Here is a 22,218-nt window from a genome sequence, read left to right as displayed (position 1 = left end):
ACGCGGCAAGGGCCGATCTTGAGGTCAAAAGGAGGCCCGATGAGCATCAGCCCCGACGACCCGTCCGACGATCCGCAGGAGCCGGCCTACACGGACAACCTGACGGGCAAGATCCTGATCGCCATGCCCGGCATGGCCGATCCGCGTTTTCAGCGGTCCGTGGTGCTTGTCTGTGCGCATTCCGAAGAGGGCGCGATGGGTCTTGTCCTGAACAGGCCGCTGCCCGAGATCGATTTCAGCGACCTTCTGGAACAGCTCGGGATCGAGGCGGATGACGCCGCCAGGCAGATCGAGGTGCGTTTCGGCGGCCCGGTCGAACCGGGACGGGGCTTCGTGCTGCACAATGTGCCCGCGCACGGCAACGATCCCGAGGGTCGGCTGCGGATCAGTGGCGCGTTGGCGATGACCACCACGCGCGACATCCTTGAGGACCTGGCGCATGGGCAGGGGCCGGAATCGGCCGTTCTGGCGCTTGGATACGCAGGCTGGGGGCCGGGCCAGCTGGAAGACGAGATGCTGCAGAATGGCTGGCTGACCGGCGATGGCGCCGAGGAGCTGATCTTTGGCGCCGACCACGACGACAAATGGCAGGCGGCGCTGCGCGCGCAAGGCATCGACCCCTCGCTTCTGTCGGCGGCCGCGGGCCACGCCTGATTGCGTCCCGCCACGGCCGGGGGCCAGCCCCCGGACCCCCGGGCCTATCGGCCAGGTCAGGACCTGCGGGTCATGGCGCTTGGTCGCGACGCGCGCCGCCGTGACCTGGCGCTGCCCGCGATGCCCTGAGGGCTGTCGCGGCGGCGCCGAAGGCGGAGGGGCACCGAAAGCCGGTGCCGGTCAGCCGAATTCGGGGAAGAACCGGTCTGAGGCGGTGAAGATCTCGCACCCGTCCGCCGTCACGCCGATCGAATGTTCGAACTGGGCCGAAAGCGACTTGTCGCGGGTGACCGCCGTCCAGTCGTCGGCCAGGACCTTGGTCTCGGGCCGGCCCAGATTGATCATCGGCTCGATCGTGAAGAACATTCCCTCTTCGAGGACCGGGCCTTTGCCGGCGCGGCCGAAATGCAGCACGTTGGGGGGTGCGTGAAAAACCCGGCCCAGCCCATGGCCGCAGAAATCGCGGACCACCGACATGCGCTGAGCCTCCGCGTAGGTCTGGATGGCGGCGCCAATATCGCCGAACGTGGCGCCGGGCCGGACGGCCTCGATCCCCTTCATCAGCGAATCATGGGTGACCTGGATCAGTCGCTGCGCCTTGATCGACGGCTTGCCCGCCACATACATGCGGCTGGTATCGCCGTACCAGCCGTCCACGATCACGGTCACATCGATATTCAGGATGTCGCCGTTCTGCAGCACCTTTTCGCCGGGGATGCCGTGGCAGACCACATGATTCACGCTGATGCAGCTTGCGTGCTGATAGCCGCGATAGCCGATGGTCGCCGATGTGGCACCTTCCTGCTGAATGCGCTCGCGAATGAAATCATCGAGCACCCCGGTCGCCACGCCCGGCGCCACCATCGGCCCGACCTCGTCCAGGATCCGCGCGGCCAGCGCGCCGGCCTTGTGCATCCCGGCGAAATCCGTGCCGGCGTGAATGCGGATGCCTTCCTTGGTAATGCGGCTTTCTTCGTCCATCGCGGATCCTTTCGTCTGACCGCATAGATAGACCCGCCGGGCCACTTGTTCCAGTGCCGTGCGTGGGCATAGAACAGGGCAGCAACCATGAGGGACCGGTCATGCAGTCAGACAATCCGACGGCGGCCATTCTTGTGATCGGAGACGAGATCCTGTCGGGCCGCACGCGCGAGGGAAACGCCCATCATCTGGCCAAGCTGTTGTCGGCCACCGGGTTCGATCTTCGCGAAATCAGGGTGGTGGCCGATGACCAGGATCAGATCGTCGCGGCGATACGCGCCCTGGACAGCAGTCTGGGCGGTGCCTGCGGGCTGTTGTTCACGTCGGGCGGGATCGGGCCCACGCATGACGACATCACCGCCGATGCCGTCGCAGCCGCGCATGGCACCACGATCGAGATCAATGCACAGGCGCGGGCGCTTTTGCAGGCCCGTTGCGACCGGATGGGGACCGAGTTGACGCCCAACCGGCTTCGGATGGCTCGTATCCCGGTCGGCGCCACGCTGATCGACAATGCCGTCTCGGCCGCGCCGGGGTTCTCGATCGGCAACACCCATGTCATGGCAGGGGTGCCCGAGGTCTTTCGGGGCATGGTGGACTGGCTGATCCCGCGACTGGCGCCCGGCCGCCCGATGCTATCCCAAAGCGTCGAGGTGCTGCGCGGCGAAAGCGACGTGGCCGAGGACCTCAAGGCGGTGGCGGCCGAATATCCCGATCTGGCGCTGGGGTCCTATCCGTTCCACAGGCCGAGCGGGTTCGGCACCAATCTGGTCGTGCGCGGTCTCGACGCCGAGCGCGTTGCAAGCGCGATGGCCGAGGTAAAGCGCCGGCTGGCGCTGTGACCGATCTGCAACTGGCTGCGGCGTTCGAGGCGACATGGCCCGCGGCCGAGTATCGCGATGTCGGCGGATTTCGCGTCGGTCGGGGGCATGGTGCGGGCGCGCGCGTCAGTTCGGCGCGCGCGATCGGGCCGTGGCGCGACGCTGACATCGATGCGTCGGTCGATCTGCACAGCCTGTGGGGCCAGGAGCCGCTTTTCCGGGTTCCGGATGACGACACCGCCTTGTCCGCCGCGCTGCGCGATCGCGGCTTCAGGCTGCAGGTGCCGACCGCGATCATGGCAACCGGGATCGAGCGGCTGACCGGTCTTGAGCCTCCGCCCGTCACCACCTTCGCGGTCTGGCCGCCGCTTGCGATCCAGCGTCAGATCTGGGCGGCAGGACATATCGGACCCGCGCGCCAGCAGGTTATGGAGCGTGCGAGCCACCCGAAGGCCGCCATTCTTGGCCGGATCGACGACCGCGCCGCCGGCGCGGGCTTCGTGGCAATCCATGCCGGCATCGCCATGATGCATGCCGTCGAGGTCCTGCCGGAATGGCGCCGCAAGGGGCTGGCGGGCTGGATGATGCGCGGCGCGGCGATCTGGGCCGCGGGCAAGGGCGCGACACGGCTGGCGCTGGCCGTCAGCCGGGACAACCAGGCCGCGATCGCGTTCTACCGCAATCTGGGCTTCGAAGAGGTCGCAGGCTATGGCTACCGCATCCGCCCCTAGTTCGCCCGATATTGCCGGGCGCCCGCCAGATAGCGCCCATAGGTTTCGGCGTCGGGCGGGGTGAAGTTCTCGGCCAGCCAGCCGCGCCGGACCGGCGGGGCGCCGATATCGGCCACGATCTCGTCTAGATGGCGGAAATGGAACGGCGCCGAACACAGCCCGCCATAGATCTGCGCGGCGGGGCGTTCGGTTCGCCGCCAGCGCAGATTGGCCTCGATATCCTCGCGCATCCGGGCCTCGGTTGGCTGGTCGGCCAGTTGTCCGTCCATGAACCGGACCAGCCAGTTGGCGATCATCTCGGCCGACAGCACTGTGCAGAAGCTGGAGTTGAACCCCACGAAGCCCAGATCCGGCAGGTCGGGATTCACCGCCAGGCGATAGACGCGATACTGGCCGTCGGGCTCGATCAGCGTGCGGCGGAATTCCTCGGCCAGATAGGGAATGCCAAGCTTCCACCCGACCGCCAGCGCGGCCACGTCGCAGGGCACACGCCTGCCGCTGCTCAGCACCGCGTGGCCGGGTTCGAACCGTTCGATCGTGCCGCGGATCGGCGTCGCGCGCCCGTCGCGAAAGCTTTCGAACAGGCCGGGCGTCACGATCGGGATTGAGCAGGACACGGCCTTTTCGATCGGCACAGAGGGCACCATGTCCCACTTCCTCAGCCCCAGCTGCAGCTTGAGGATCGTTTCGAGCCCGCGGAAATTCGCCCAGATCAGCGGCTTCAGCACCCTCGCGCGCAGCCTTTGGGCGCGGGTCGGGTTCCAGCCGTTGAACTGCCCTTCCTGGAACCGCATGTAGAGCAGCTTCTTGAAGTTGATGCCGCCGACGAAATAGGGGATGCGCCAGACCGGCTCGCGATAGACCATGCTGACGGATGCCGCGCCGTTCCTGACCGCGTTCACCACCAGATCGGTCGCGGATTTCGATCCGCCAAGAACCAGAACATGCCTGTCGCGGGCCAATGACGGGTCCGTATATTCCGCCGAATGCAGCACGGTGCCGCCGGCCGCCACGAAGTCGTCCTGTCCGGGAAAGGTCAGGATGTTCTTGTCCGAGAACTGGCCCGTCGCGATGGCCACGAAATCGACGTCTTCGGTCCATGCGTGATCGGCCGATCGCAGCGCCAGCCGCCAGCCCGGCTTGCCATCGGGGCGACGATCCAGCCCGGTCACGTTGGTGTTCAGCCGGAACAGCCGGTGCAGGTCGTGCTTGTCCGCATAGGAATGCAGATAGGCGTGGACCTGCGGTCCCTTGGGCCATTCCGGGTAGTCGTCGGGCATCGGCAGGTCGGTAAAGCGGTAAAGCTCTTTCGGAGATTGCGTCTGCACGTCGGGATAGCTGCGCGAGGGTTCCCAGACGCCGCCCAGATCATGCGTGCGTTCGAAGCCCACGACAATATGGCCGCGTTCGTCGAATGCCTTGGCGGCGGCGAGGCCCGACACCCCGGCGCCGATCACCGCGACGGTCTTGCGCGCGACCATGTCAGGATGCGTCCGGGGGCGGCAGGAAGTCCACCTCGTGCTGGGCCGAGATGCGGACCAGTTCGCCGGGGTCGGTCACACCGTCCAGCGCCCCGAACAGCGCGAACAGCTTGCGCGAGGGGGCCACGCCGAAGACGCAGGTCGCGGTGCGGCCCGAGCGGTTGAAGATGCCATGGGCGATGCCGCGCGGCATCCGCACGGTGTCGCCCGGCCCGGCCTTGTGGACCTGATCGCCGAACTCGACGTCCAGATTGCCCTCCAGCATCACGATCCACTCGTCCTGGGCGGGATGGATATGGGGTGGCACGAAGGTTCCGTCGGGAATGCTGGCATGCCAGATCATCGCGTTCTCGGTGTGCAGCTTGGGCGTGTAGGTATGGCCGACGACATTCCACGCCTTGCCGCCATAGGCCTGATCCGCCCCGGTGATCCCGGTGTCTCCGTCCGTCATTCTCATCTCCTCCTTCAAAGTTCGGTGCGCAGTTCCCACAGGTCCGGGAACAGCACGACATCCAGCATGCGGCGCAGATAGCTGACGCCCGACGTGCCCCCCGAGCCGCGCTTGAACCCGATGATCCGTTCGACGGTGGTCACATGGTTGAAGCGCCAGCGGCGGAAGTAATCCTCGAAATCGACAAGCTTCTCGGCCAGTTCGTACAGTTCCCAGTATTGTCGCGTGTCGCGGTAGACGGTGGCCCATGCGGTCCGCGCGCGCGCGTCGGGGCCGTGCGGCTGGTCAAGACGGGTGCGCGGCGGCACCTCGAAACCCGCCGCCCTGAGCCGGGCCAGCACCGCGTCGTAAAGCGAGGGGCGCTGCATCTCGGCCATGAGGGGCGCGACCAGTTCGGGGCGGTGTTCGTGCGGTCGGACCATCGCCGGATTGCGGTTGCCTGCGACGAACTCGATCATGCGATACTGATAGGACTGGAATCCGCTGCTTTCGCCAAGCGATTGACGGAATTCGGTGTATTCGCTTGGGGTCATGGTGCGCAGCACGTCCCAGGCAGAATTCAGCTGTTCCATGATCCGGGCGACGCGGGCCAGCATCTTGAAGGCGGGTTGCAGATCGCCCGCAGCGATCCGGTCGCGGGCGGCCGCCATCTCGTGCAGCGCCAGCTTCATCCACAATTCGCTGGTCTGGTGCTGGATGATGAACAGCATCTCGTCATGGGCCTGCGACCGGGGATGCTGGGCGGTCAGGATCGAGTCGAGGCCCAGGTAGTCGCCATAGGACATGCGGCCCTGGAAGGTCATCCGCGCCCCTTCCTGTTCGGGATCATAGCTCATGGCTTCAACCTGAATCGCTGGATCTTGCCGGTCTGCGTCTTGGGCAGCGCGGTGCAGAACACAACGCTGCGCGGATACTTGAAGGGCGCGATCAGGTCCTTCACGTGGCGTTGCAGCCGCTCGACTGTCGCCTGGTCGGGCAGGACACCCTCGGCCAGCACCACATGCGCCTGCACGATCTGGCCGCGTTCCGCATCCGGGACGCCGATGACCGCGCATTCCAGCACGTCGTCATGCGCCAGAAGCGCGGCTTCGACATCCGGGCCGGCGATATTGTAGCCCGCCGACAAGATGATGTCGTCGGACCGCGCCGCGAAATGGAAGCGACCATCCTCGTCCTGCCAGAAGGTATCGCCGGTCAGGTTCCAGCCATTCTGGACATAGTCGACCTGCCGCGGGTCGTTCAGATAACGGCAGCCGATCGGACCGATGACCGCCAGCCGGCCCATCTCGCCGCGCGGCAGTTCCTGACCGTCCTCGCTTACGATCCGTGCGCGATAGCCGCCGACGGGCCGACCGGTGCAGGACGGGTGGCTGTCGTCAAGGCGGTTGGTGATGAAGATATGCAAGAGCTCGGTCGAGCCGATGCCGTCCAGCATCGGCTTTCCGGTCCTGGCGCGCCATTCCTCCCATACCGGGCCGGGCAGGGTCTCGCCGGCGCTGACGGCGGCGCGCAGGCTGGACAGGTCGGCCCCCTCGTCAATCGCCCGCAGCATGACGCGGTAGGCGGTGGGCGCGGTAAAGCAGATCGTGGCGCGATGTTTCTGGATGATGTCGATCATGTTGGGCGGCGAGGCGTGTTCCAGCAGCACCGCCGAGGCCCCGAAACGCAGCGGAAACACCGCCAGCCCGCCCAGCCCGAAGGTGAAGGCCAGAGGCGGGCTGCCGACGAACACGTCGTCGGGCGTCACCCCCAGCACCTCCTTGGCATAGGCGTCGGCAATGATCAGGATGTCGCGGTGAAAATGCATCGTCGCCTTGGGCTCGCCGGTGCTGCCGCTGGTGAAACCCAGCAGCGCGACGTCGTCGCGGCCGGTCCGCACGGCCTCGAACCGGACCGGCTTGGTCAGGGCGGCACGATCCAGTTCGGCGTCGTGATTGGCGGTGCCGTCGAAACCCACCACGGTCTCGAGAAAGCGCGATCCCTTGGCGGCGGCAACCAGCTCGTCCATCAGACGCGTGTCGCACAGCGCGTGGCTGATCTGGGCCTTGTCGATGAGCTGCGCCAGTTCCTTGGCGCGCAACATCGGCATGCTGTTCACGACCACCGCGCCGGCCTTGGTGGCGGCCAGCCAGCAGGCCACCATGGCGGGATTGTTCGCCGACCGTATCAGGACTCGGTTGCCTGGCCTGAGGCCGTAATCGCTGACCAGCGCGTGGGCAAGCCGGTTGGTCCAGTCGGCAAGCTCCTTGTAGGTGCGCGCGCGGCCGTTGCCGATCAGAGCGTTGCGGTCGCCAAAGCCGCGATCGACCATCCTGTCCGTCAGCTCGGCCCCGGCATTGATCCAGTCGGGATAGTCGAAACCCGAAAGGTCGATGATCGGCCACGCGTCGGGTGGGGGAAGATTGTCGCGGGTGAAGCTGTCGGCATGTCCGCTTGGTCCCAGATCAACCATCATCCTCTCCTGTCGCCTTTCCTGTCGTTCAGTCCGGCACCACGGCGGTCGCCTCGATCTCGACCCTGGCGCGGTCCTCGACCAGCCCCGCCACCTGCACCAGGGCCATGGCCGGGTAATGTCGGCCGATCACAGCGCGATAGGCCTCGCCCACCTCGCGCAGGGCTGCGAGGTACTCCTGCTTGTCGGTAACATACCATGTCAGCCGCACCAGATGCTCGGGGCCCGCCCCGCCTTCGGCCAGCACGGCGACGATGTTTTCCAGAACCTGCCGGACCTGGCCCGCGAAGATGTCGGTCTGAAAGTGCTGATCGGCGTCCCATCCGACCAACCCGCCAGTAAAGATCATCCGTCCGCGCGCCGAGATGCCGTTGGCGTATCCGACGGCGCGCTTCCATGTCGCGGGATGCAGCTGGTCATGCATGATGAGCCTCCAGGGCAGGGCGGATATGGTCTGGCCAGGGCGCGGGGACAAAGCCGCGATCCATCCAGACGACGGTGCTGCGCGCCTCGATCCGGTCGGCGGCCGTGACCCGGAACCGCGCGCTGGTCCGGCCGACATGTTCGACCGCCAGCGTCCAGTCCAGCCGCTCGCCGAGGCGCGAGGGCTTGCGGAAATCGACCTCGAGCCGCGCGGTCGGCATGCCGTATCCCTCGTCCATCATCCGCCCGAAAGGATAGCCGACCTCGTCGATGAAAAAATTTTCCACCATGCTGTTCACCATCTCGGCATAGCGGGGATAGAAGACGATCCCGGCAGGGTCGCAATGGCAGAACTCGATCGGGATGGTGCGGCGATAGGTCATTCGCTGGCGTCCGGCGGCAGGAAATCCACGTCATGTTCGGCCGAGACGCGCACCACCTCGTCGACATCGGTCATGTCGTGCAGCGTCTCGAACAGGGCGCGCAGCCTGCCCGCGGGCGAGACCCAGAACAGCGCCCGGGCGGGCTTGTCGGACTTGTTGAAATAGCCATGCGGCACGCCGCGCGGCATCCGCACCAGGTCGCCGGCCCGCGCCACCGACCAGGCGCCGTCCAGCTTGACCTGCAACTCGCCCTCCTGGACCAGGATGAATTCGTCCTGGCCGGGGTGGACATGAACCGGCACGAACTGGCCTGGCTCGCTGTTCGTCTCGAACGCGAAGGCCGCGTCGCAATCGGCCTTGGGAAAATAGCGCTGGCCGAGGATATTCCATTCCACGCCTTCGAATCCCTCGCCGTCGCGGGTGATCCCGCCATTCAGATCCGTCATCCTTCACCTCCCTGAAATCCGCCCAGAACCGTCCGGGCGATGACCAGTTTCTGCACGTCGCTGGCGCCTTCGTAGATGCGCAGCGCGCGGATCTCGCGATAGAGGCTTTCCACCGCGCTGCCGACCCGCACACCGTCGCCGCCCCACAGCTGCACCGCCTGATCGATCACCTGTTGCGCGGCCTCTGTCGCGTAAAGCTTGGCCATCGCCGCCTCGCGGGTGATGCGCGTTGCGCCCATGTCCTTGGTCCAGGCCGCGCGATAGACCAGCAGCGCGGCCGCATCGACCTTCAGGGCCATGTCGGCCAGATGGCCCTGGACCATCTGCAGATCGGCCATCGGCGCGCCGAACAACCGTCTTTCGGTCACCCGCGCCAACGACTCGTCCAGCGCCCGCCGGGCAAAGCCAAGCGCGGCGGCGCCGACGGTCGGGCGGAAATGATCCAGCACGGTCATGGCGACACGGAAGCCGCCGCCGGCCGTGCCGATCAGCGCGTTCCCGGGCAGGCTGACATCGCGCAGCCGAAGATGCGCCAGCGGATGCGGCGCCATCACGTCGATACGGCTGACGACCTGAAGACCCGAGGTCTGGGCAGGCAGCAGGAAGGCCGACAAACCCTTCGCGCCCGGCGCCTCGCCGGTGCGCGCGAAGATCACGTAGAGATCGGCGATTCCGCCATTCGAGATATAGGTCTTTTCGCCGTCCAGAACCCAGCCGTCGCCTTCGCGCCGTGCCGTGGTGGCGATTCGCGCGACATCCGATCCCGAACCCGGTTCGGTCAGCGCGAAGGCGGAAATCGCCTCGCCCGCCCGCGTCAGGTCAAGCCATGCGCGCTGCATCGGGCTGCCGAACAGGCTGACCGCGCCCATCCCCAGCCCCTGCATCGCGAAGGCGAAATCCGCCAGCCCGTCATGGCGGGCAAGCGTCTCGCGGATCAGGCACAGGCTGCGGATGTCCAGCGCGTCGCCGCCCGAATGACGCAGCCAGCCCGCCTTGCCCAGATCGCGCACCAGCCCCTGGCAGGCGGCATCCACATCGCCGTGATCGACCGGCAGCGCGCCTTGCGCCCACGTCTCCAGCGCCCCCCACAATTCGCGGTGACGATCCTCGAAGAACGGCCAGTCCAGAAAGCTGCGATCCATAGTCCCTTTCCATGTGTTCCGGGGTCCAGCCCGGCTCTGTCAGTTTCCCTCGAAAACCGGCTGTTCCCCGGCGACGAAGGCGCGATAGGCGCGTTCGAAGTCGCGGGTCTGCATGCAGATCGCCTGCGCCTGCGCCTCGGCCTCGATCGCCTGGTCCAGCCCCATGTTCCATTCCTGGTTCAGCTGCGTCTTGGTGATCCCATGCGCCCAGACCGGCCCCGCCGCGATCGCCCGCGCCAGATCCATCGCCGCCGCCTCGACATCCTCGTGCAGGCTGTTCCAGAAGCCCCAGCGTTCGCCCTCGTCGGCGCGCAGCACCCGGCCCGTATACAGCAGTTCGGCCGCCCGACCCTGCCCGACGATGCGCGGCAGCATCGCGCAGGCGCCCATGTCGCAGCCTGCAAGGCCGACGCGCGTGAACAGGAACGCGGCCTTTGCGGAAGGCGCCGCCAGACGAAGATCGGCGGCCATGGCCATGATCGCGCCGGCCCCGACGCAGATCCCCTCGACCGCGGCGATCACCGGCCTGTTGCAGTGGATCATCGCCTTGACCAGTTCGCCGGTCATCCGGGTGAAGGCCAGCAGTTCCGGCATCTTCATGCCGACCAGCGGCCCGATGATCTCGTGGACATCGCCGCCAGAGCAGAAATTTCCGCCATTGCTTGCCAGCACGACCACATCCACGTCGTCCGCATGGGCCAGATCGCGGAAGGTCCGGCCCAATTCGGCATAGCTGTCGAAGGTCAGCGGGTTCTTGCGTTCGGGCCGGTTCAGCCGGATCACCGCGATCCGGTCGGTCACCTGCCAGTGGAAGTGCCGGGGTGTCAGGCCGGCCATCTCGATCGGGTTCATTGCTGCCTCCCGGCGCGTGAAAGGATGTCGCGCATGGTGTCCAGATCGGCCTCGGTCAGGTTCGAGAAGATCGCGTCCACCGCAGCCTCGTGCCCCTCGGCCATGGCCTCGAAGGCGGTCAGTCCCTCGGGCGTCAGCCGCACCCGGATGCGACGGCGGTCGCCATCCTCGGCCTCGCGCCGCGCCAGCCCGTCCCGTTCCAGGCGATCCACCACCGCCGTTGCATTGCCGTTCGAGACCAGCAGCATCCGTGACAGCTCCGACATCGTGACGCCATCGTGCCGCCGCCACAGCGCCGCCATGACGTCGAAGCGGGGCAGCGTCGTGTCATGTTCACGGCGCAGATAGTCGCGCAGCCGGCTTTCCGCCGCGCGGGTCACGCCCAGAAGCCGGATCCAGGTCTTCAGCCGGCGCTTGCTGAGATCGCTCATGCGCTTTCGCCCCCGTCCAGCAGGATCGCCTGACCGTTGACGCTGGCCGCGCCGTCCGACGCCAGCCAAAGCGTCGCCGCCGTCACCTCGGCGGGCCGGACCAGCCGCCCCTGAGGATTCCGGGCGTTCAGAGAGGCCAGCGCCTCGGCCTCGCTGCGGCCGGTCCTTTCCATGATGTTGGCGACGCTGCGCCGGGTCATGTCGGTGTCCAGAAAACCCGGACAGATCGCGTTGACGGTGATGCCCTTCGTCGCGACCTCGAGGGCCAGGGACCGGACCAGCCCCATGACGCCGTGCTTGCTGGCCGCATAGGCAGCGGCATAGGCCGCCCCCCGGACGCCCGCGATCGAGGCGATGGCGATCAGCCGCCCGCCTTCGCCCATCTGCGCCAGACCTTGCTGGAAGGTCAGGAAGGTGCCGGTCAGATTGGTGGCGATCATCCGGTGCCAGTGGTCGGCGGTGATCTTGCTGAAGGGCGCCGCCTCGGCCACGCCGGCATTGGCGATCACGATCCGGCAGGGCCCGGCCTCGGCAAAGATCGCACGGACCTGATCGGCGTCGCCGACATCGCCCTGCACGGCGCGGATGCGCCCGCCCGCGACACCGGCCAGCCTGTCGGCGCTGCGACCGGTGATGATGACCTCATGGCCCTGACCGGCGAAGGCGCGGGCCATGTCGGCACCGGTGCCGCTGCCGCCTCCGGTGATCAGGACCCGGCTCATGCGCGGATCTCCTCGGCCTGCCGCTCGGCCAGACGGCGGGCCTGGTCGCGCCCGGCCAGATAGGGCAAGGGCCATTCGGTGGCCTCGTCCCCCAACGCCACCGCCGCGTGCAGCGTCCAGTACGGGTCCGCAAGATGCGGGCGGGCCAGGCAGACCAGATCGGCGCGCCCGGCCATCAGGATCGAATTCACGTGATCGGGTTCGTAGATATTGCCGACCGCCATGGTGGCGATGCCGGCCTCGTTTCGGATGCGGTCGGAAAACGGGGTCTGGAACATGCGGCCATGGACCGGCTTTGCCTCGGGCGTGGTCTGCCCGGCGGACACATCGATGATGTCGGTCCCGGCCTCGCGGAACATCGCGGCGATCCGGACGGCTTCTTCGGGCGTCACGCCGTCGTCGCCGATCCAGTCATTCGCGCTGATCCTGACGGATAACGGCTTGCCCCCGGGCCAGGCCTCGCGCATGGCGCGGAACAGTTCCAGCGGCCAGCGCATCCGGTTTTCCAGGCTGCCGCCATAGTCGTCGGCGCGCTGGTTCGACACGGGCGAGATGAAGCTGCTGACCAGGTAGCCATGCGCGGCATGCAGTTCGATCATGTCGAAGCCGGCGCGCCCGGCCATGCGGGTCGCGGCGACGAATTGCTCGGTGACCTCGTCCATCTGGGCGCGGGTCATTTCCTCGGGCACGGCATTGCCCGCCGACCACGGCAAGGCCGAGGCGGACATGACGGGCCAGTTGCCCTCTGCCAGGGGCTTGTCCATCCCCTCCCACCCGATCCGGGTGCTGCCCTTGCGGCCGGAATGGCCGATCTGGCAGCAGATCCTGGCGTCTGTTTCCTGGTGCACGAAATCGACGATCTCGCGCCAGGCCGCCTCATGTTCCGGCGCGTAGAGGCCGGGGCAGCCCGGCGTGATCCGGCCCACCGGCGAGACGCAGGTCATCTCGGTATAGACGAGGCCGGCGCCGCCCTTGGCGCGTTCGCCGTAATGGACCAGATGCCAGTTGGTCGGCTTGCCATTCACGGCCTTGTACTGGGCCATCGGCGAGACGACGATGCGGTTCTTCAGAGCCATGTCACGCAGCCTGAAGGGCGCGAACATCGGCGCGCGTCCCGGTGAGCCGCCGGCCTGTTCCTGAAACCAGTCCTCGGCCCGTGCCACCCAGCCCGGATCGCGCAGGCGCAGGTTCTCGTGGCTGATGCGCTGGCTGCGGGTCAGCAGCGAGTAGGTGAACTGGATCGGGTGAAGATCAAGATACCGCTCGACCTCCTCGAACCATTCCAGGCTGTTGCGCGCTGCCGATTGCAGGCGCAGCACTTCGAGGCGGCGCTCCTCCTGATAGCGTTCGAAAGCCTTTTCCAGCGTCGGTTCGGAATGCAGGTAATCGGCCAGGGCGATGGCACTGTCGAAGGCCAGCCGGGTTCCCGAGCCGATCGAAAAATGTCCGGTCGCCGCGGCATCGCCCATCAGCACGACATTGCCGTTGTACCAGCGCTCGCAGATCACGCGTGGGAAATTCATCCAGACAGCCGAGCCGCGCAGATGCGCCGCGTTCGACATCAGCTCATGCCCGCCCAGATGGGCTTCGAACGTCTTTCGGCAGGTTTCGACGATTTCCTCCTTCGTCATCCCCTCGAAGCCGAACCGGTCCCAGGTGTCCTGCGAGCATTCGACGATGAACGTCGCCGTCTCGTCGTCGAACTGATAGACATGCGCCCAGATCCAGCCATGCGCGGTGCGTTCGAAGATGAAGGTGAAGGCATCGTTGAATGTCTGATGCGTGCCCAGCCAGATGAACTTGCACAGCCGCATGTCGATATCGGGCTTGAAGACATCCTCGTACTCGGTCCGCACGCGGCTGTTCAGCCCGTCCGCGGCGACGATCAGGTCATGGTCATCGCGATAGGATTCGGCGCTGCCGAATTCGGTCTCGAAGCGCATCTCCACACCCAGTTCGCGGGCGCGCTGCTGAAGCAGCACCAGCATCTTCCTGCGCCCGATCCCCGCGAAACCGTGCCCGCCCGAGACATCCCGCCGCCCGTCGCGAACCACGGCGATGTCGTCCCAATAGATGAAATTGTCGCGGATCGCCTGCGTGGATTCAGGATCGTTGCGCTGCATCCTGTCCAGCGCGTCGTCGGACAGGACCACGCCCCAGCCAAAGGTGTCGTTGGCGCGGTTGCGTTCCAGCACCGTCACCTGGTGCGCTGCATCGCGCAGCTTCATCGAGATCGCGAAATACAGGCCCGCAGGGCCGCCGCCGAGGCAGAGAATCTTCATGCCGTGCCACCTCCTGTTGCGGAAAGGCTGGCACGGGCCAAAAACTATTTCAAGCTTGAAAGTTCTCGGCGTATGGCTGCTGCGATCAGGGCGGGGGTTTCGGGGGCAAGCCCGATCGGCTCAAGGCGCGGCCCGGTAAAGTCCGCGGCGTCCAGGGCCTGGGGCAGGTCGTCCAGCACATGTTCGGCCTTCAGCGCGAAGAAGGGCAGGTGGACCGCCCTTGTCAGGCCGCGGGCGGCATCTTCGATGAATGGTGCCTGCTCGACAAAGCCGGTGACCACGCGTGCGAAATGCGGCGCGATCAGATCGGCCAGTGCCGAGGTGATGTTGAAACTGGCTTGCGACCGCTGAGAGCCGTGGGCGCTGAGCAGCAAAGTCGTCTGGTCAGCCGCCCACCCCTCGGCCGCGGCGGCCTGCTGCGCCTTGGCGATGATCAGTTGCGGCAACTCGGGATCGGTGCCGAATGGTCGCATGATGCGCGCGCCGGCGGCGCCGGCCTCGGCCAGTTTCCGGGGCAGTTGCTGGCCTGTGAACCAGCCCTCGGCCATGAACATGGGGTAGATCAGGGCGTCGTCGTCACAGCAGGCCGCCAGCGCGTCGGGCACGGCCAGTGTGGCGCCGACGACATCGCAGCCCGGATCATGCGCCGCCACGCGCGCCGCCAGGTCGCGGATCGCCTGTTCCTGGGGTTCCGGTTCTCCGGGCTGGCCGTGCGAGATGATGACCGCATGCATCACGAGGGGTCCCGGAAATACGAGGCGAATGAATCGGGGATCGCGAATTCCTCAAGTGCTTTCGCGCGTCCCTCTGCGGACATCTTGCGGGCGGTCTTCTCGATGATGCGCGACAGCTTGTCATCGGGCTGTTCGGCGGCGAAATCGCCCAGATACCAGCGGATGAAGGTGAAGCAGATCACGTCCTCGAGCGCCTGCACCTCGGGGTCGCGCTTCAGGCCCTGCTTGGTCAGCATCTTGCGGGCCTGATCGATGTCGCTGCTGTCGTAACCGGCATCGGCCATGATCCCGGCGATGCGTTCGGCATGGCGCCGCCCCTGTTCCTGGCGCCATTGCAGATAGCCCGCCCGGTCCATCGGATAGTCGCTGCGCGGCAGCCTCCAGCGCTCGATGTGCTGGCCGCGGCAGGCGATGCGCAGTGGTTCGCTGGCGTCCGGAACCAGCCGCTGCTGCTCGGCCGTCATCCGCTGGCCGTAAAGCAGGTTTGCGGGCTGGCCATCTTCAAGCGTGGGGTCGTTCGCGTTGGCCGCGTCGATCGCGGCGAAGGCGTGGTCCAGGCGAGTGGTCATGCGCAGTCTCCGTTTTGCCCGAGTGTCACCGCTGGCAGCGCGGGCTGCAAGCGGGTATCTTTCCGCCATGAACGGATGGGTCGAATACGCACTGGCATGGCTGTGCTTTCTTGGCGCGCATGTGGCGCCGATGGCACCCGGTCCGCGCGCATGGCTGATGGCGCGGCTGGGGAAAGCGATCTATCTGACCCTGTTCAGCCTGCTGTCGATCGCGCTGCTGGTCTGGCTTGTGCGCGCAGCCGGCGCTGCCCCGCATGTTCCGCTGTGGGATTCTGGCGCGTGGACGCGCTGGCTCGTCAACCTGGTGATGCCTGTCGCGATCCTGACCGGCGCGCTGGCGGTGGGAATGTCGGGGCTGGTCGCGGCGTTCGCCATGTGGGCGGCGGCGCATCTGGTCGCGAATGGCGACCTGGCGCATGTCGTCCTGTTCGGCGGCATGGCCCTGTTCGCGGGGATGGGGCTGATCCGTTCGGGCTGGCCGCGCCAGTTCCGGGCCAGCCTGCCCCGGCTTGCGCTGGCGGCGGCGCTGTGGGTGGCGCTGATGCTGCTTCATCCGGTCGTGGTCGGCCTGTCCCCGTGGCCCGCGGGCTGACGCCCGATCAGGATTGACAGAATCGCCATCAGCCAAGGCGAAACGCGTCCGGTATCCCGTCGCGCCCCTCGAGAATCAGATCCGCCATGACCGAGGCGATCTTCGGGGCCATGCCGAAGCCGATCTTGAAGCCGCCATTGGCGACGAAATGGCCCGGCCGGCCCGGCCATGGTCCCAGCAGCGGCGCGCGCGACTGGGCGCGTGGCCGGATGCCCGCCCACCTGTCCAGCACCGGCGCATCGGCCAGCGCCGGACAGATCGCTCGGGCGCGGGCGAGGACCTGATCCAGCTGGTGATCGACATCCGGATGCGAATACTGGTTCTCGGAGGTCGATCCGATGGCGGTCGTGCCGTCCGAATGGGCCACGACATGCAGCCCGTCCGCAAAGACCTGAGGCGCGTCGGGGGCCGCGTGGCCAAGCAGGGCCGATTGGCCCTTCACGCCTTTGCCCATGATCCGGCCAAGGTCGTCGGACAGCGTAGCCAGCCCCGCAAGGCCGGCGGCCCATAGCGTCGTTCCGGCCGGCGTGTCTTCGGGACAGACATGCCGGCCCTCGATGATCTCGCCGCCTTGCCGGCGGATCGCCTCGGCCAGCGCCGCGATCGCGGCGCGCGGGTTCATCCGCGCGGTCAGCCGATCCTCCAGCCACAGCCCGGTCGGACTTGCCGGCAACAGCGTGGTCGCGGGGGCATCGGTCAGGCGCATCGGCAGCGGGGCAGGCCATTGCCGGGCAGCCGCCACGATCCGGTCATGCAGCCGATCGACGCCGGCCGCATCCGGCACGGGCTGGATCCGGCCGGTGCGGCCATAGCCGCTGGCCAGACCCGACGCCGCCTCGACCCCGGCCCAGAACCCGGGCGCCATCAGCAGGCTGTCCAGCTGGAAGGCCTTTTTCGGATTCCAGTTCTCGGGTGCATGCGGAGCCAGCGCGCCGACATGCCCGCCCGACGCGCCGGCGCCGAGGTGCCGGGCCTCGAAGATGCGGACCGCCGCGCCGCGTCGCGCGATCTCCCAGCCGCACGAGAGGCCGAAGATGCCGCCGCCGATGATGGTTATGCTTGTCAACGCACGGGACCTTTGCATAGCTGCCGGGCATGCAGGATCTAGCCGATCAGGACGGGACGGGCCAGCCGCAGCTGGAATGGCGCGCGGGCGACGTTCCGGTGGCGACGCGGTTCGACGACCCGTATTTCAGCCTCGCAGGAGGGCTGGCGGAAGCGCGGCATGTGTTTCTGGCCGGCAACGACCTGCCGGACAGGCTGCGGCCGGGCTTTCACGTTGCCGAACTGGGCTTCGGAACCGGACTGAATGCGCTGGTGCTGGCCTCGGCCACCAAGGTGCCCGTGGTGATGACGAGCTTTGAGGCCTTTCCCATGACGACCGACCAGATGGCGCGGTCACACGCGGCATTTCCAGAACTGTCCGGGCTGGCCCGTGATCTGCGGCTGGGCTGGGGCGCGGCCCGGGTGCGGCTGGGGCAGGTCGATCTGCGACTGGTTATCGGGGATGTCCGCCGGACGCTGCCGGCGTGGCAGGGGCGGGCGGATGCATGGTTCCTGGACGGGTTTTCACCAGCCCGGAACCCCGAGATGTGGGGTCCTGACCTGATGGCCGAAGTCGGCAGCCACAGCGCCGCGGGCGCGACCTTTGCCACCTATACTGCGGCGGGCCATGTCCGCCGCGCGCTGGACGCGGCCGGTTTCGATGTCACCCGCCGACCGGGCTTTGGCCGCAAGCGACACATGAGCGCAGGAATGCTGCGGCCCGCCCTTGGTTGCCTCAGCGCGTGACCCGCGGGATCCTGGAGGCCGAATACGCCGTGCCCGGATGCGGCGGATGGCCACGGGTGCGCGACCAGAAAGCCGGCCCCCCGCGACGCAGGAACAGCGGCAGGCTGAGGCAGACCCCGCCCGCGAATCCTCCGGCATGGGCCCAATAGGCCACCCCGCCCTGGTCACCAGCCACGGTAAAGCCGCCGAACAACTGGAAGCCCAGCCAGACACCCAGCATCAGCCAGGCCGGCACGGTGAAGACCTTGAAGAACACGATGAAGATCGCCAGCACATCCACGCGCGCACGCGGAAACATCAGCAGATAGCCTCCCATCACGCCCGCGATGGCGCCCGAGGCCCCGACCATCGGCACGCTGGATCCGGGATCCGTCGCAATCTGCGCAGCCGCCGCCAGCAATCCGGCCGCGAGGTAGAACAGCAGGAAGCCCAGTGAACCCATCTGTTCTTCCAGATTGTCGCCGAAGATCCACAGGAACAGCATGTTGCCGCCCAGATGCATCAATCCGGCATGCAGGAACATGTGGCTGCCCAGCCCCCACAGATATTCACCATGGCTGACGGCGATCGGATACAGCGCCAGCCGAACCCACACCGCCTCACCGATCTCGGAGCCCGGCAGCGTCAGCAGATACATCGCCACATTCGCAGCGATCAGAAGCCATGTCACGACCGGGGTGCGCTGGGACGGGTTGTGGTCACGGATCGGGAACATGGCGGGTATCGGCTCTTCGGGGCGGCCGCGCCGCCGGTCGGGTCCGCCGCTGCCTGTCACAGGAAGAAAGCATCGCGGCTTGTGCGCGGCGGCGCAAGCCCCCCCCCCCGCGACAGGCCGCACGGCGCTGCGCCGCCCCGCCGCCGCCCATCCGGTCAGCCCGGTCCGGGCGGCAACGGGACCATTTGCCGCGGCGCGATCATCGGGGTTGGACATCACGCACAGCCCGTGCCACAGACAGCCGCAACGAAGGCAGCCTGACAGCCGGTCGCGGACCTGCTCCAGCAGCCGGACAAGGCGGTCCAGATCGTCGCGGCGCGCTGGCCGGGCTTGATGATCGCCTGAACGCGCAGGCTGGCTTGCGAATGGCATCCCTGATCGGTGCCGTTGCGGGTGGAGCGGATCAGCCCTTCGCGTTCTCGGAAATGAATGGCCGGGACGGATATTCCGCTTCGGTGCGACAGCGGACCGATCGGATCGGTGCGCCGGCATTGCAAGGATCGGTATTGCGGGACATTTTCTGCCTGTCCTGAACTCTGGTTGAGGTCTTAGGGTGGCAGTCCTGGATCGGAAAGGCGAGGAAAACGGGATGAGCGACGGAAATCGGATCGTGGTGGTTCTTGGCTCGATCCGCGAGGGCCGGATCAATGACCGGGTGGCGGCATGGGTGACAAGTCAGCTGCGCCTGCATGGTTTTGCGCCCGAATTGCTGGACCCCGCGGATCCCGAATTGCTGCCGGTGCAGACCGGCGATCCGGCGGCGATCAGCACGTTGCGAGCGCGGATGCACGGCGCTGACGGATTTGTCATCGTGACCCCCGAATACAACCACGCCGAACCCGGCCATCTGAAGACCCTGATCGATTCGGTGACGGCGGAATGGTGGGCGCGGCCCGTCGGGCTGGTCGGCTATGGCGGCATATCCGGCGGACTGAGGGCGATCGAGGCGTTGCGCATCATCCTGGCCGAACTGCACACCGTCACCATCCGCGACACGCTGAGCTTTGCCTCGCCCTGGCGGCGCTTTGACGAGGATGGGCGAATCATCGATCCCGACGATGCCGCGGCGGCCGAGACCGCCATGGCGGTCTTTGCACACCGGTTGCGCTGGTGGGCCGATTCGCTGGCCGACGCGCGCGAGCGTCGGCCATATGACCGCGAGGATAATTGACATGGCACCAGCGCAGAGGAGCGGGCGGGTCCGGGGACGTGGCCGCCACGCCGCGGCGGCAGGTGCCTGAATTGAGCCGATCGCTGCATACGCATAAGCGGCGACATGAGGAGCACCACATGGCCGGAATCATCGAGATCGACAATCTGTCGAAAGAATACGCCAGCGGCACCAGGGCGCTGAGCGGTGTCAGCCTGTCGATCGAGCAGGGCGAGATCGTGGCGCTTCTTGGCCCGAACGGGGCCGGCAAGACGACGCTGATCTCTATCATCTGCGGGCTGGTGGTGCCGACCGGCGGCACGGTCCGCGTCGGCGGCCACGACATCCGGAAAGAGTGGCGCGCCGCGCGCCGGCTGATCGGGCTGGTCCCGCAGGAGATCGCGCTCGAGCCTTTCGAGAAGGTCATCAACTGCGTGCGCTTCACGCGCGGCCTGTATGGCGCCGCCCCTGACGAGGCTTATCTGGAAAAGGTGCTTCGCAGCCTTTCCCTGTGGGACAAGCGCAATGCCCCGACGCGCGAATTGTCGGGCGGCATGAAGCGCCGCGTGCTGATCGCCAAGGCGTTGTCGCACAGCCCCAAGGTGCTGTTTCTGGACGAACCCACGGCAGGCGTGGATGTCGCCCTGCGCCGCGAGATGTGGCAGGTGGTCGAGGACCTGCGCCAGGACGGCGTGACCATCATCCTGACCACGCACTATCTGGAAGAGGCCGAGGAAATGGCCGACCGGATCGGGGTCATCAATCACGGCCAGCTTCTGCTGATGAAACCCAAGGACGAGTTGATGGGCGAGTTCGGCAAGAAGACATTGTCGATCGAACTGGACCAGCCGATGGACGCGATCCCTTCGGGGCTGTCCGGGCGCGGTCTGAGCCTGTCGCGGGACGGGCGGCGGATCCGCTACGACTATGACACGCGCGCCGAACGCACCGGCATCGCCCGGCTGCTGGGCGATCTGGCGGCGCAGGGCGTGACCGTGCGCGATGTCTCGACCAGGCAATCCAGCCTCGAAGAGGTGTTCATGTCCCTGGTTCAGGGTGACAAGGCGGAGGACGCGGCATGAATGCGGCAATCAACTGGCCCGGAGTGTGGGCGATCTTTCATCATGAGATGATGCGCTTCTTCCGGACGATATGGCAGTCGATGGCCTCGCCGGTGGTCTCGACGGTCCTCTATTTCGTGGTTTTCGGCGCGGCGATCGGCGGCCGGATCCAGTCGGTCGAGGGCGTGCCCTACGGTGCGTTCATCGTGCCGGGCCTGATGATGCTGACCGTGCTTCAGCAATCGGTCAGCAACGCCAGCTTCGGAATCTATTTCCCCAAGTTCTCGGGCACCATCTATGAATATCTGGTGTCGCCGGTCGGCTGGCTCGAGGTGACCGCCGGGTTTGTCGGCGCGGCTGCCGCCAAGGCGATCCTGATCGCGTTGGTCATCCTTGCCACCAGCTTTTTCTTCGTCGGGGTTCACATCCTGCACCCGTTCTGGATGCTGGCCTTCCTGTTCCTTTCGGCCCTTGGTTTCAGCCTGCTGGGCTTCATCATCGGGTTGTGGGCAAAGTCCTTCGAACAGCTTCAGATCGTCCCGATGATGGTCATCACGCCGCTGGTCTTTCTGGGCGGGGCCTTCTATTCGGCCAGCATGCTGCCGCCGTTCTGGGAGGGCGTGGCCAAGCTGAATCCGGTGCTCTACCTCATCTCGGGCTTCCGCTGGTCGTTCTTCGGACTGGCCGATGTGCCGGTCGGCGTCTCGCTGTTCGCCGTGTCCATCATGGTCGTGGTCTGCTTTGCGGTCATTCGCTGGATCTTCGCGACCGGCTGGCGGCTGCGCGACTAGGCCTCAGCCTCGCTTGCGCGACCAGGCCTCAGCCGCGCTTGCGCGGCAGCAGGCTGTCGCAGATCCGGCTTTGCGGATCCAGGCGGACATATTCGCGCGCCGAGATCACCTGCATCGTCAGTGAGCGGTTCCACCCCGCGAACCAGCGCTCGCGGATGCCGCCACGGTAGGTGTTGCCCATGATCTGATCCACAAAGGGTGGTATGATCGTGGTGTTGGGGATGCGCGGCGCGTGGAAACCGATCCGCGCCTTCGGTCCCAGACAGGCGTTCGGCATGGTGATCAGCATGGTGCAGGCCGACCGGCAATAGCCGCGGATCCGCACCTCCTTGCCCGACCTTGCCAGCTGGTTCCTGCGCGAGACCATCTGCAGGACATTGCCTCCGCTGTCGTTCCAGACATCGATGGTGTTCGCCGTTCGCTTGCCTTCGGCCAGCGACACGGCCGGAAACAGCGCCAGGAGGAGCGCGATGACGATCGGGGCACATTGGCGCAGAATGAAGACCATGCCCGGATCATTCGCCGATCCGGACGACAAGGAAAAGTCACTTTCCGGCGAAGGA

General features: G+C 66.7%; 26 protein-coding genes. 8 read left to right on the top strand and 18 right to left on the bottom strand.

The features are described from left to right. Positions 1-39: 39 nt before the first annotated feature. Positions 40-654, top strand: a complete 615-nt coding sequence (locus L1965_RS09140) for a YqgE/AlgH family protein (protein WP_235756096.1) — start codon at positions 40-42, stop codon at positions 652-654. 180 nt (positions 655-834) lie between these two features. Here the strand turns inward: L1965_RS09140 and map are convergent, their stop codons facing one another. Further along, complete coding sequence (gene map / locus L1965_RS09135; protein ID WP_235756095.1) at positions 835-1,635, bottom strand: type I methionyl aminopeptidase; 801 nt, start codon at positions 1,633-1,635, stop codon at positions 835-837. Positions 1,636-1,736: 101 nt separating this feature from the next. Here map and L1965_RS09130 point away from each other — a divergent pair, with 101 nt between their 5' ends. Together L1965_RS09130 and L1965_RS09125 are read left to right on the top strand one after the other, a co-directional pair. Continuing rightward, entirely contained in the window at positions 1,737-2,477 is a 741-nt protein-coding gene (locus L1965_RS09130; protein ID WP_235756094.1) for a competence/damage-inducible protein A, read from the top strand. Next, a complete protein-coding gene (locus tag L1965_RS09125; protein ID WP_235756093.1) occupies positions 2,474-3,187 on the top strand; it encodes a GNAT family N-acetyltransferase in 714 nt (237 codons plus the stop codon). Before L1965_RS09130 ends, L1965_RS09125 begins: the two co-directional genes overlap by 4 nt. Here L1965_RS09125 and L1965_RS09120 read toward each other — a convergent pair. Genes L1965_RS09120 through L1965_RS09055 form a run of 14 tightly spaced genes read right to left on the bottom strand, consistent with a single transcriptional unit; the run spans position 3,184 to position 15,555 of the window. Then, positions 3,184-4,668, bottom strand: coding sequence for a flavin-containing monooxygenase (locus L1965_RS09120; RefSeq protein WP_235756092.1), 1,485 nt, complete (start codon positions 4,666-4,668; stop codon positions 3,184-3,186). The two genes, L1965_RS09125 and L1965_RS09120, sit on opposite strands and share 4 nt — an antisense overlap. 1 nt (position 4,669) lies before the next feature. Further along, positions 4,670-5,119: a cupin domain-containing protein gene (locus L1965_RS09115; protein ID WP_439332067.1), complete on the bottom strand. Its 450-nt coding sequence runs from the start codon at positions 5,117-5,119 to the stop codon at positions 4,670-4,672. Between the two features lie 14 nt (positions 5,120-5,133). Further along, positions 5,134-5,955 carry a tryptophan 2,3-dioxygenase gene (kynA, locus tag L1965_RS09110; RefSeq protein WP_235756090.1) on the bottom strand — a complete coding sequence of 274 codons (822 nt, stop codon included), beginning with the start codon at positions 5,953-5,955 and terminating at the stop codon, positions 5,134-5,136. Further along, complete coding sequence (locus L1965_RS09105) at positions 5,952-7,571, bottom strand: AMP-binding protein (RefSeq protein WP_235756151.1); 1,620 nt, start codon at positions 7,569-7,571, stop codon at positions 5,952-5,954. The genes kynA and L1965_RS09105 overlap by 4 nt, the downstream gene beginning before the upstream one ends. Before the next feature lie 28 nt (positions 7,572-7,599). Continuing rightward, positions 7,600-7,995, bottom strand: coding sequence for a RidA family protein (locus tag L1965_RS09100; RefSeq protein WP_235756089.1), 396 nt, complete (start codon positions 7,993-7,995; stop codon positions 7,600-7,602). Next, complete coding sequence (locus L1965_RS09095; protein WP_235756088.1) at positions 7,988-8,377, bottom strand: acyl-CoA thioesterase; 390 nt, start codon at positions 8,375-8,377, stop codon at positions 7,988-7,990. The genes L1965_RS09100 and L1965_RS09095 overlap by 8 nt, the downstream gene beginning before the upstream one ends. Beyond that, the gene (locus L1965_RS09090) at positions 8,374-8,823 is read right to left on the bottom strand and encodes a cupin domain-containing protein (protein ID WP_235756087.1); all 450 of its coding nucleotides are present in this window, start codon (positions 8,821-8,823) and stop codon (positions 8,374-8,376) included. Before L1965_RS09090 ends, L1965_RS09095 begins: the two co-directional genes overlap by 4 nt. Then, positions 8,820-9,965, bottom strand: coding sequence for an acyl-CoA dehydrogenase family protein (locus L1965_RS09085; protein ID WP_235756086.1), 1,146 nt, complete (start codon positions 9,963-9,965; stop codon positions 8,820-8,822). The genes L1965_RS09090 and L1965_RS09085 overlap by 4 nt, the downstream gene beginning before the upstream one ends. Before the next feature lie 39 nt (positions 9,966-10,004). Beyond that, positions 10,005-10,817, bottom strand: coding sequence for an enoyl-CoA hydratase family protein (locus L1965_RS09080; protein WP_235756085.1), 813 nt, complete (start codon positions 10,815-10,817; stop codon positions 10,005-10,007). Next, the gene (locus tag L1965_RS09075) at positions 10,814-11,248 is read right to left on the bottom strand and encodes a MarR family winged helix-turn-helix transcriptional regulator (protein WP_235756084.1); all 435 of its coding nucleotides are present in this window, start codon (positions 11,246-11,248) and stop codon (positions 10,814-10,816) included. Before L1965_RS09075 ends, L1965_RS09080 begins: the two co-directional genes overlap by 4 nt. Then, the gene (locus L1965_RS09070) at positions 11,245-11,970 is read right to left on the bottom strand and encodes an SDR family NAD(P)-dependent oxidoreductase (protein WP_235756083.1); all 726 of its coding nucleotides are present in this window, start codon (positions 11,968-11,970) and stop codon (positions 11,245-11,247) included. The genes L1965_RS09075 and L1965_RS09070 overlap by 4 nt, the downstream gene beginning before the upstream one ends. Beyond that, on the bottom strand, positions 11,967-14,252 hold the full coding sequence (locus L1965_RS09065; protein WP_235756082.1) for a bifunctional salicylyl-CoA 5-hydroxylase/oxidoreductase: 2,286 nt from the start codon (positions 14,250-14,252) through the stop codon (positions 11,967-11,969). Before L1965_RS09065 ends, L1965_RS09070 begins: the two co-directional genes overlap by 4 nt. Before the next feature lie 44 nt (positions 14,253-14,296). Beyond that, positions 14,297-14,986, bottom strand: a complete 690-nt coding sequence (locus L1965_RS09060) for a sirohydrochlorin chelatase (RefSeq protein ID WP_235756081.1) — start codon at positions 14,984-14,986, stop codon at positions 14,297-14,299. Next, a complete protein-coding gene (locus L1965_RS09055; RefSeq protein WP_235756080.1) occupies positions 14,986-15,555 on the bottom strand; it encodes a DUF4202 domain-containing protein in 570 nt (189 codons plus the stop codon). Before L1965_RS09055 ends, L1965_RS09060 begins: the two co-directional genes overlap by 1 nt. On the opposite strand from L1965_RS09055, the gene L1965_RS09050 reads away from it, so the two are divergent. Then, positions 15,554-16,147 (top strand): NnrU family protein, encoded by a 594-nt coding sequence (locus L1965_RS09050; protein WP_235756079.1) that lies wholly within the window; start codon positions 15,554-15,556, stop codon positions 16,145-16,147. The genes L1965_RS09055 and L1965_RS09050 overlap by 2 nt on opposite strands. Before the next feature lie 28 nt (positions 16,148-16,175). Here the strand turns inward: L1965_RS09050 and L1965_RS09045 are convergent, their stop codons facing one another. Next, positions 16,176-17,231 (bottom strand): NAD(P)/FAD-dependent oxidoreductase, encoded by a 1,056-nt coding sequence (locus L1965_RS09045; RefSeq protein WP_235756078.1) that lies wholly within the window; start codon positions 17,229-17,231, stop codon positions 16,176-16,178. An 11-nt stretch (positions 17,232-17,242) separates the two neighbouring features. Between L1965_RS09045 and mnmC2 the strand changes: the two genes are divergently transcribed. Next, positions 17,243-17,938, top strand: a complete 696-nt coding sequence (mnmC2, locus tag L1965_RS09040; protein ID WP_235756077.1) for a tRNA (5-methylaminomethyl-2-thiouridine)(34)-methyltransferase MnmC2 — start codon at positions 17,243-17,245, stop codon at positions 17,936-17,938. Here the strand turns inward: mnmC2 and L1965_RS09035 are convergent. Then, positions 17,928-18,653 (bottom strand): rhomboid family intramembrane serine protease, encoded by a 726-nt coding sequence (locus L1965_RS09035; RefSeq protein ID WP_235756076.1) that lies wholly within the window; start codon positions 18,651-18,653, stop codon positions 17,928-17,930. The two genes, mnmC2 and L1965_RS09035, sit on opposite strands and share 11 nt — an antisense overlap. Before the next feature lie 589 nt (positions 18,654-19,242). On the opposite strand from L1965_RS09035, the gene L1965_RS09030 reads away from it, so the two are divergent. From L1965_RS09030 to L1965_RS09020, 3 genes are all read left to right on the top strand, one after another. Continuing rightward, positions 19,243-19,824, top strand: a complete 582-nt coding sequence (locus tag L1965_RS09030) for an NADPH-dependent FMN reductase (protein WP_235756075.1) — start codon at positions 19,243-19,245, stop codon at positions 19,822-19,824. Positions 19,825-19,943: 119 nt separating this feature from the next. Then, on the top strand, positions 19,944-20,885 hold the full coding sequence (locus tag L1965_RS09025; protein WP_235756074.1) for an ABC transporter ATP-binding protein: 942 nt from the start codon (positions 19,944-19,946) through the stop codon (positions 20,883-20,885). Then, positions 20,882-21,655 (top strand): ABC transporter permease, encoded by a 774-nt coding sequence (locus L1965_RS09020; RefSeq protein ID WP_235756073.1) that lies wholly within the window; start codon positions 20,882-20,884, stop codon positions 21,653-21,655. Before L1965_RS09025 ends, L1965_RS09020 begins: the two co-directional genes overlap by 4 nt. A 28-nt stretch (positions 21,656-21,683) precedes the next feature. Here L1965_RS09020 and L1965_RS09015 read toward each other — a convergent pair whose 3' ends face one another. Beyond that, the gene (locus L1965_RS09015; RefSeq protein ID WP_235756072.1) at positions 21,684-22,163 is read right to left on the bottom strand and encodes a hypothetical protein; all 480 of its coding nucleotides are present in this window, start codon (positions 22,161-22,163) and stop codon (positions 21,684-21,686) included. Positions 22,164-22,218 lie beyond the last annotated feature (55 nt).

Origin of the sequence: Paracoccus salsus, assembly GCF_021556615.1 — a bacterium.
Lineage (GTDB): Bacteria > Pseudomonadota > Alphaproteobacteria > Rhodobacterales > Rhodobacteraceae > Paracoccus > Paracoccus salsus.
The sequence above is the reverse complement of the archived record's forward strand: the minus strand, read 5'-3'. Positions and strand labels throughout refer to the sequence as shown.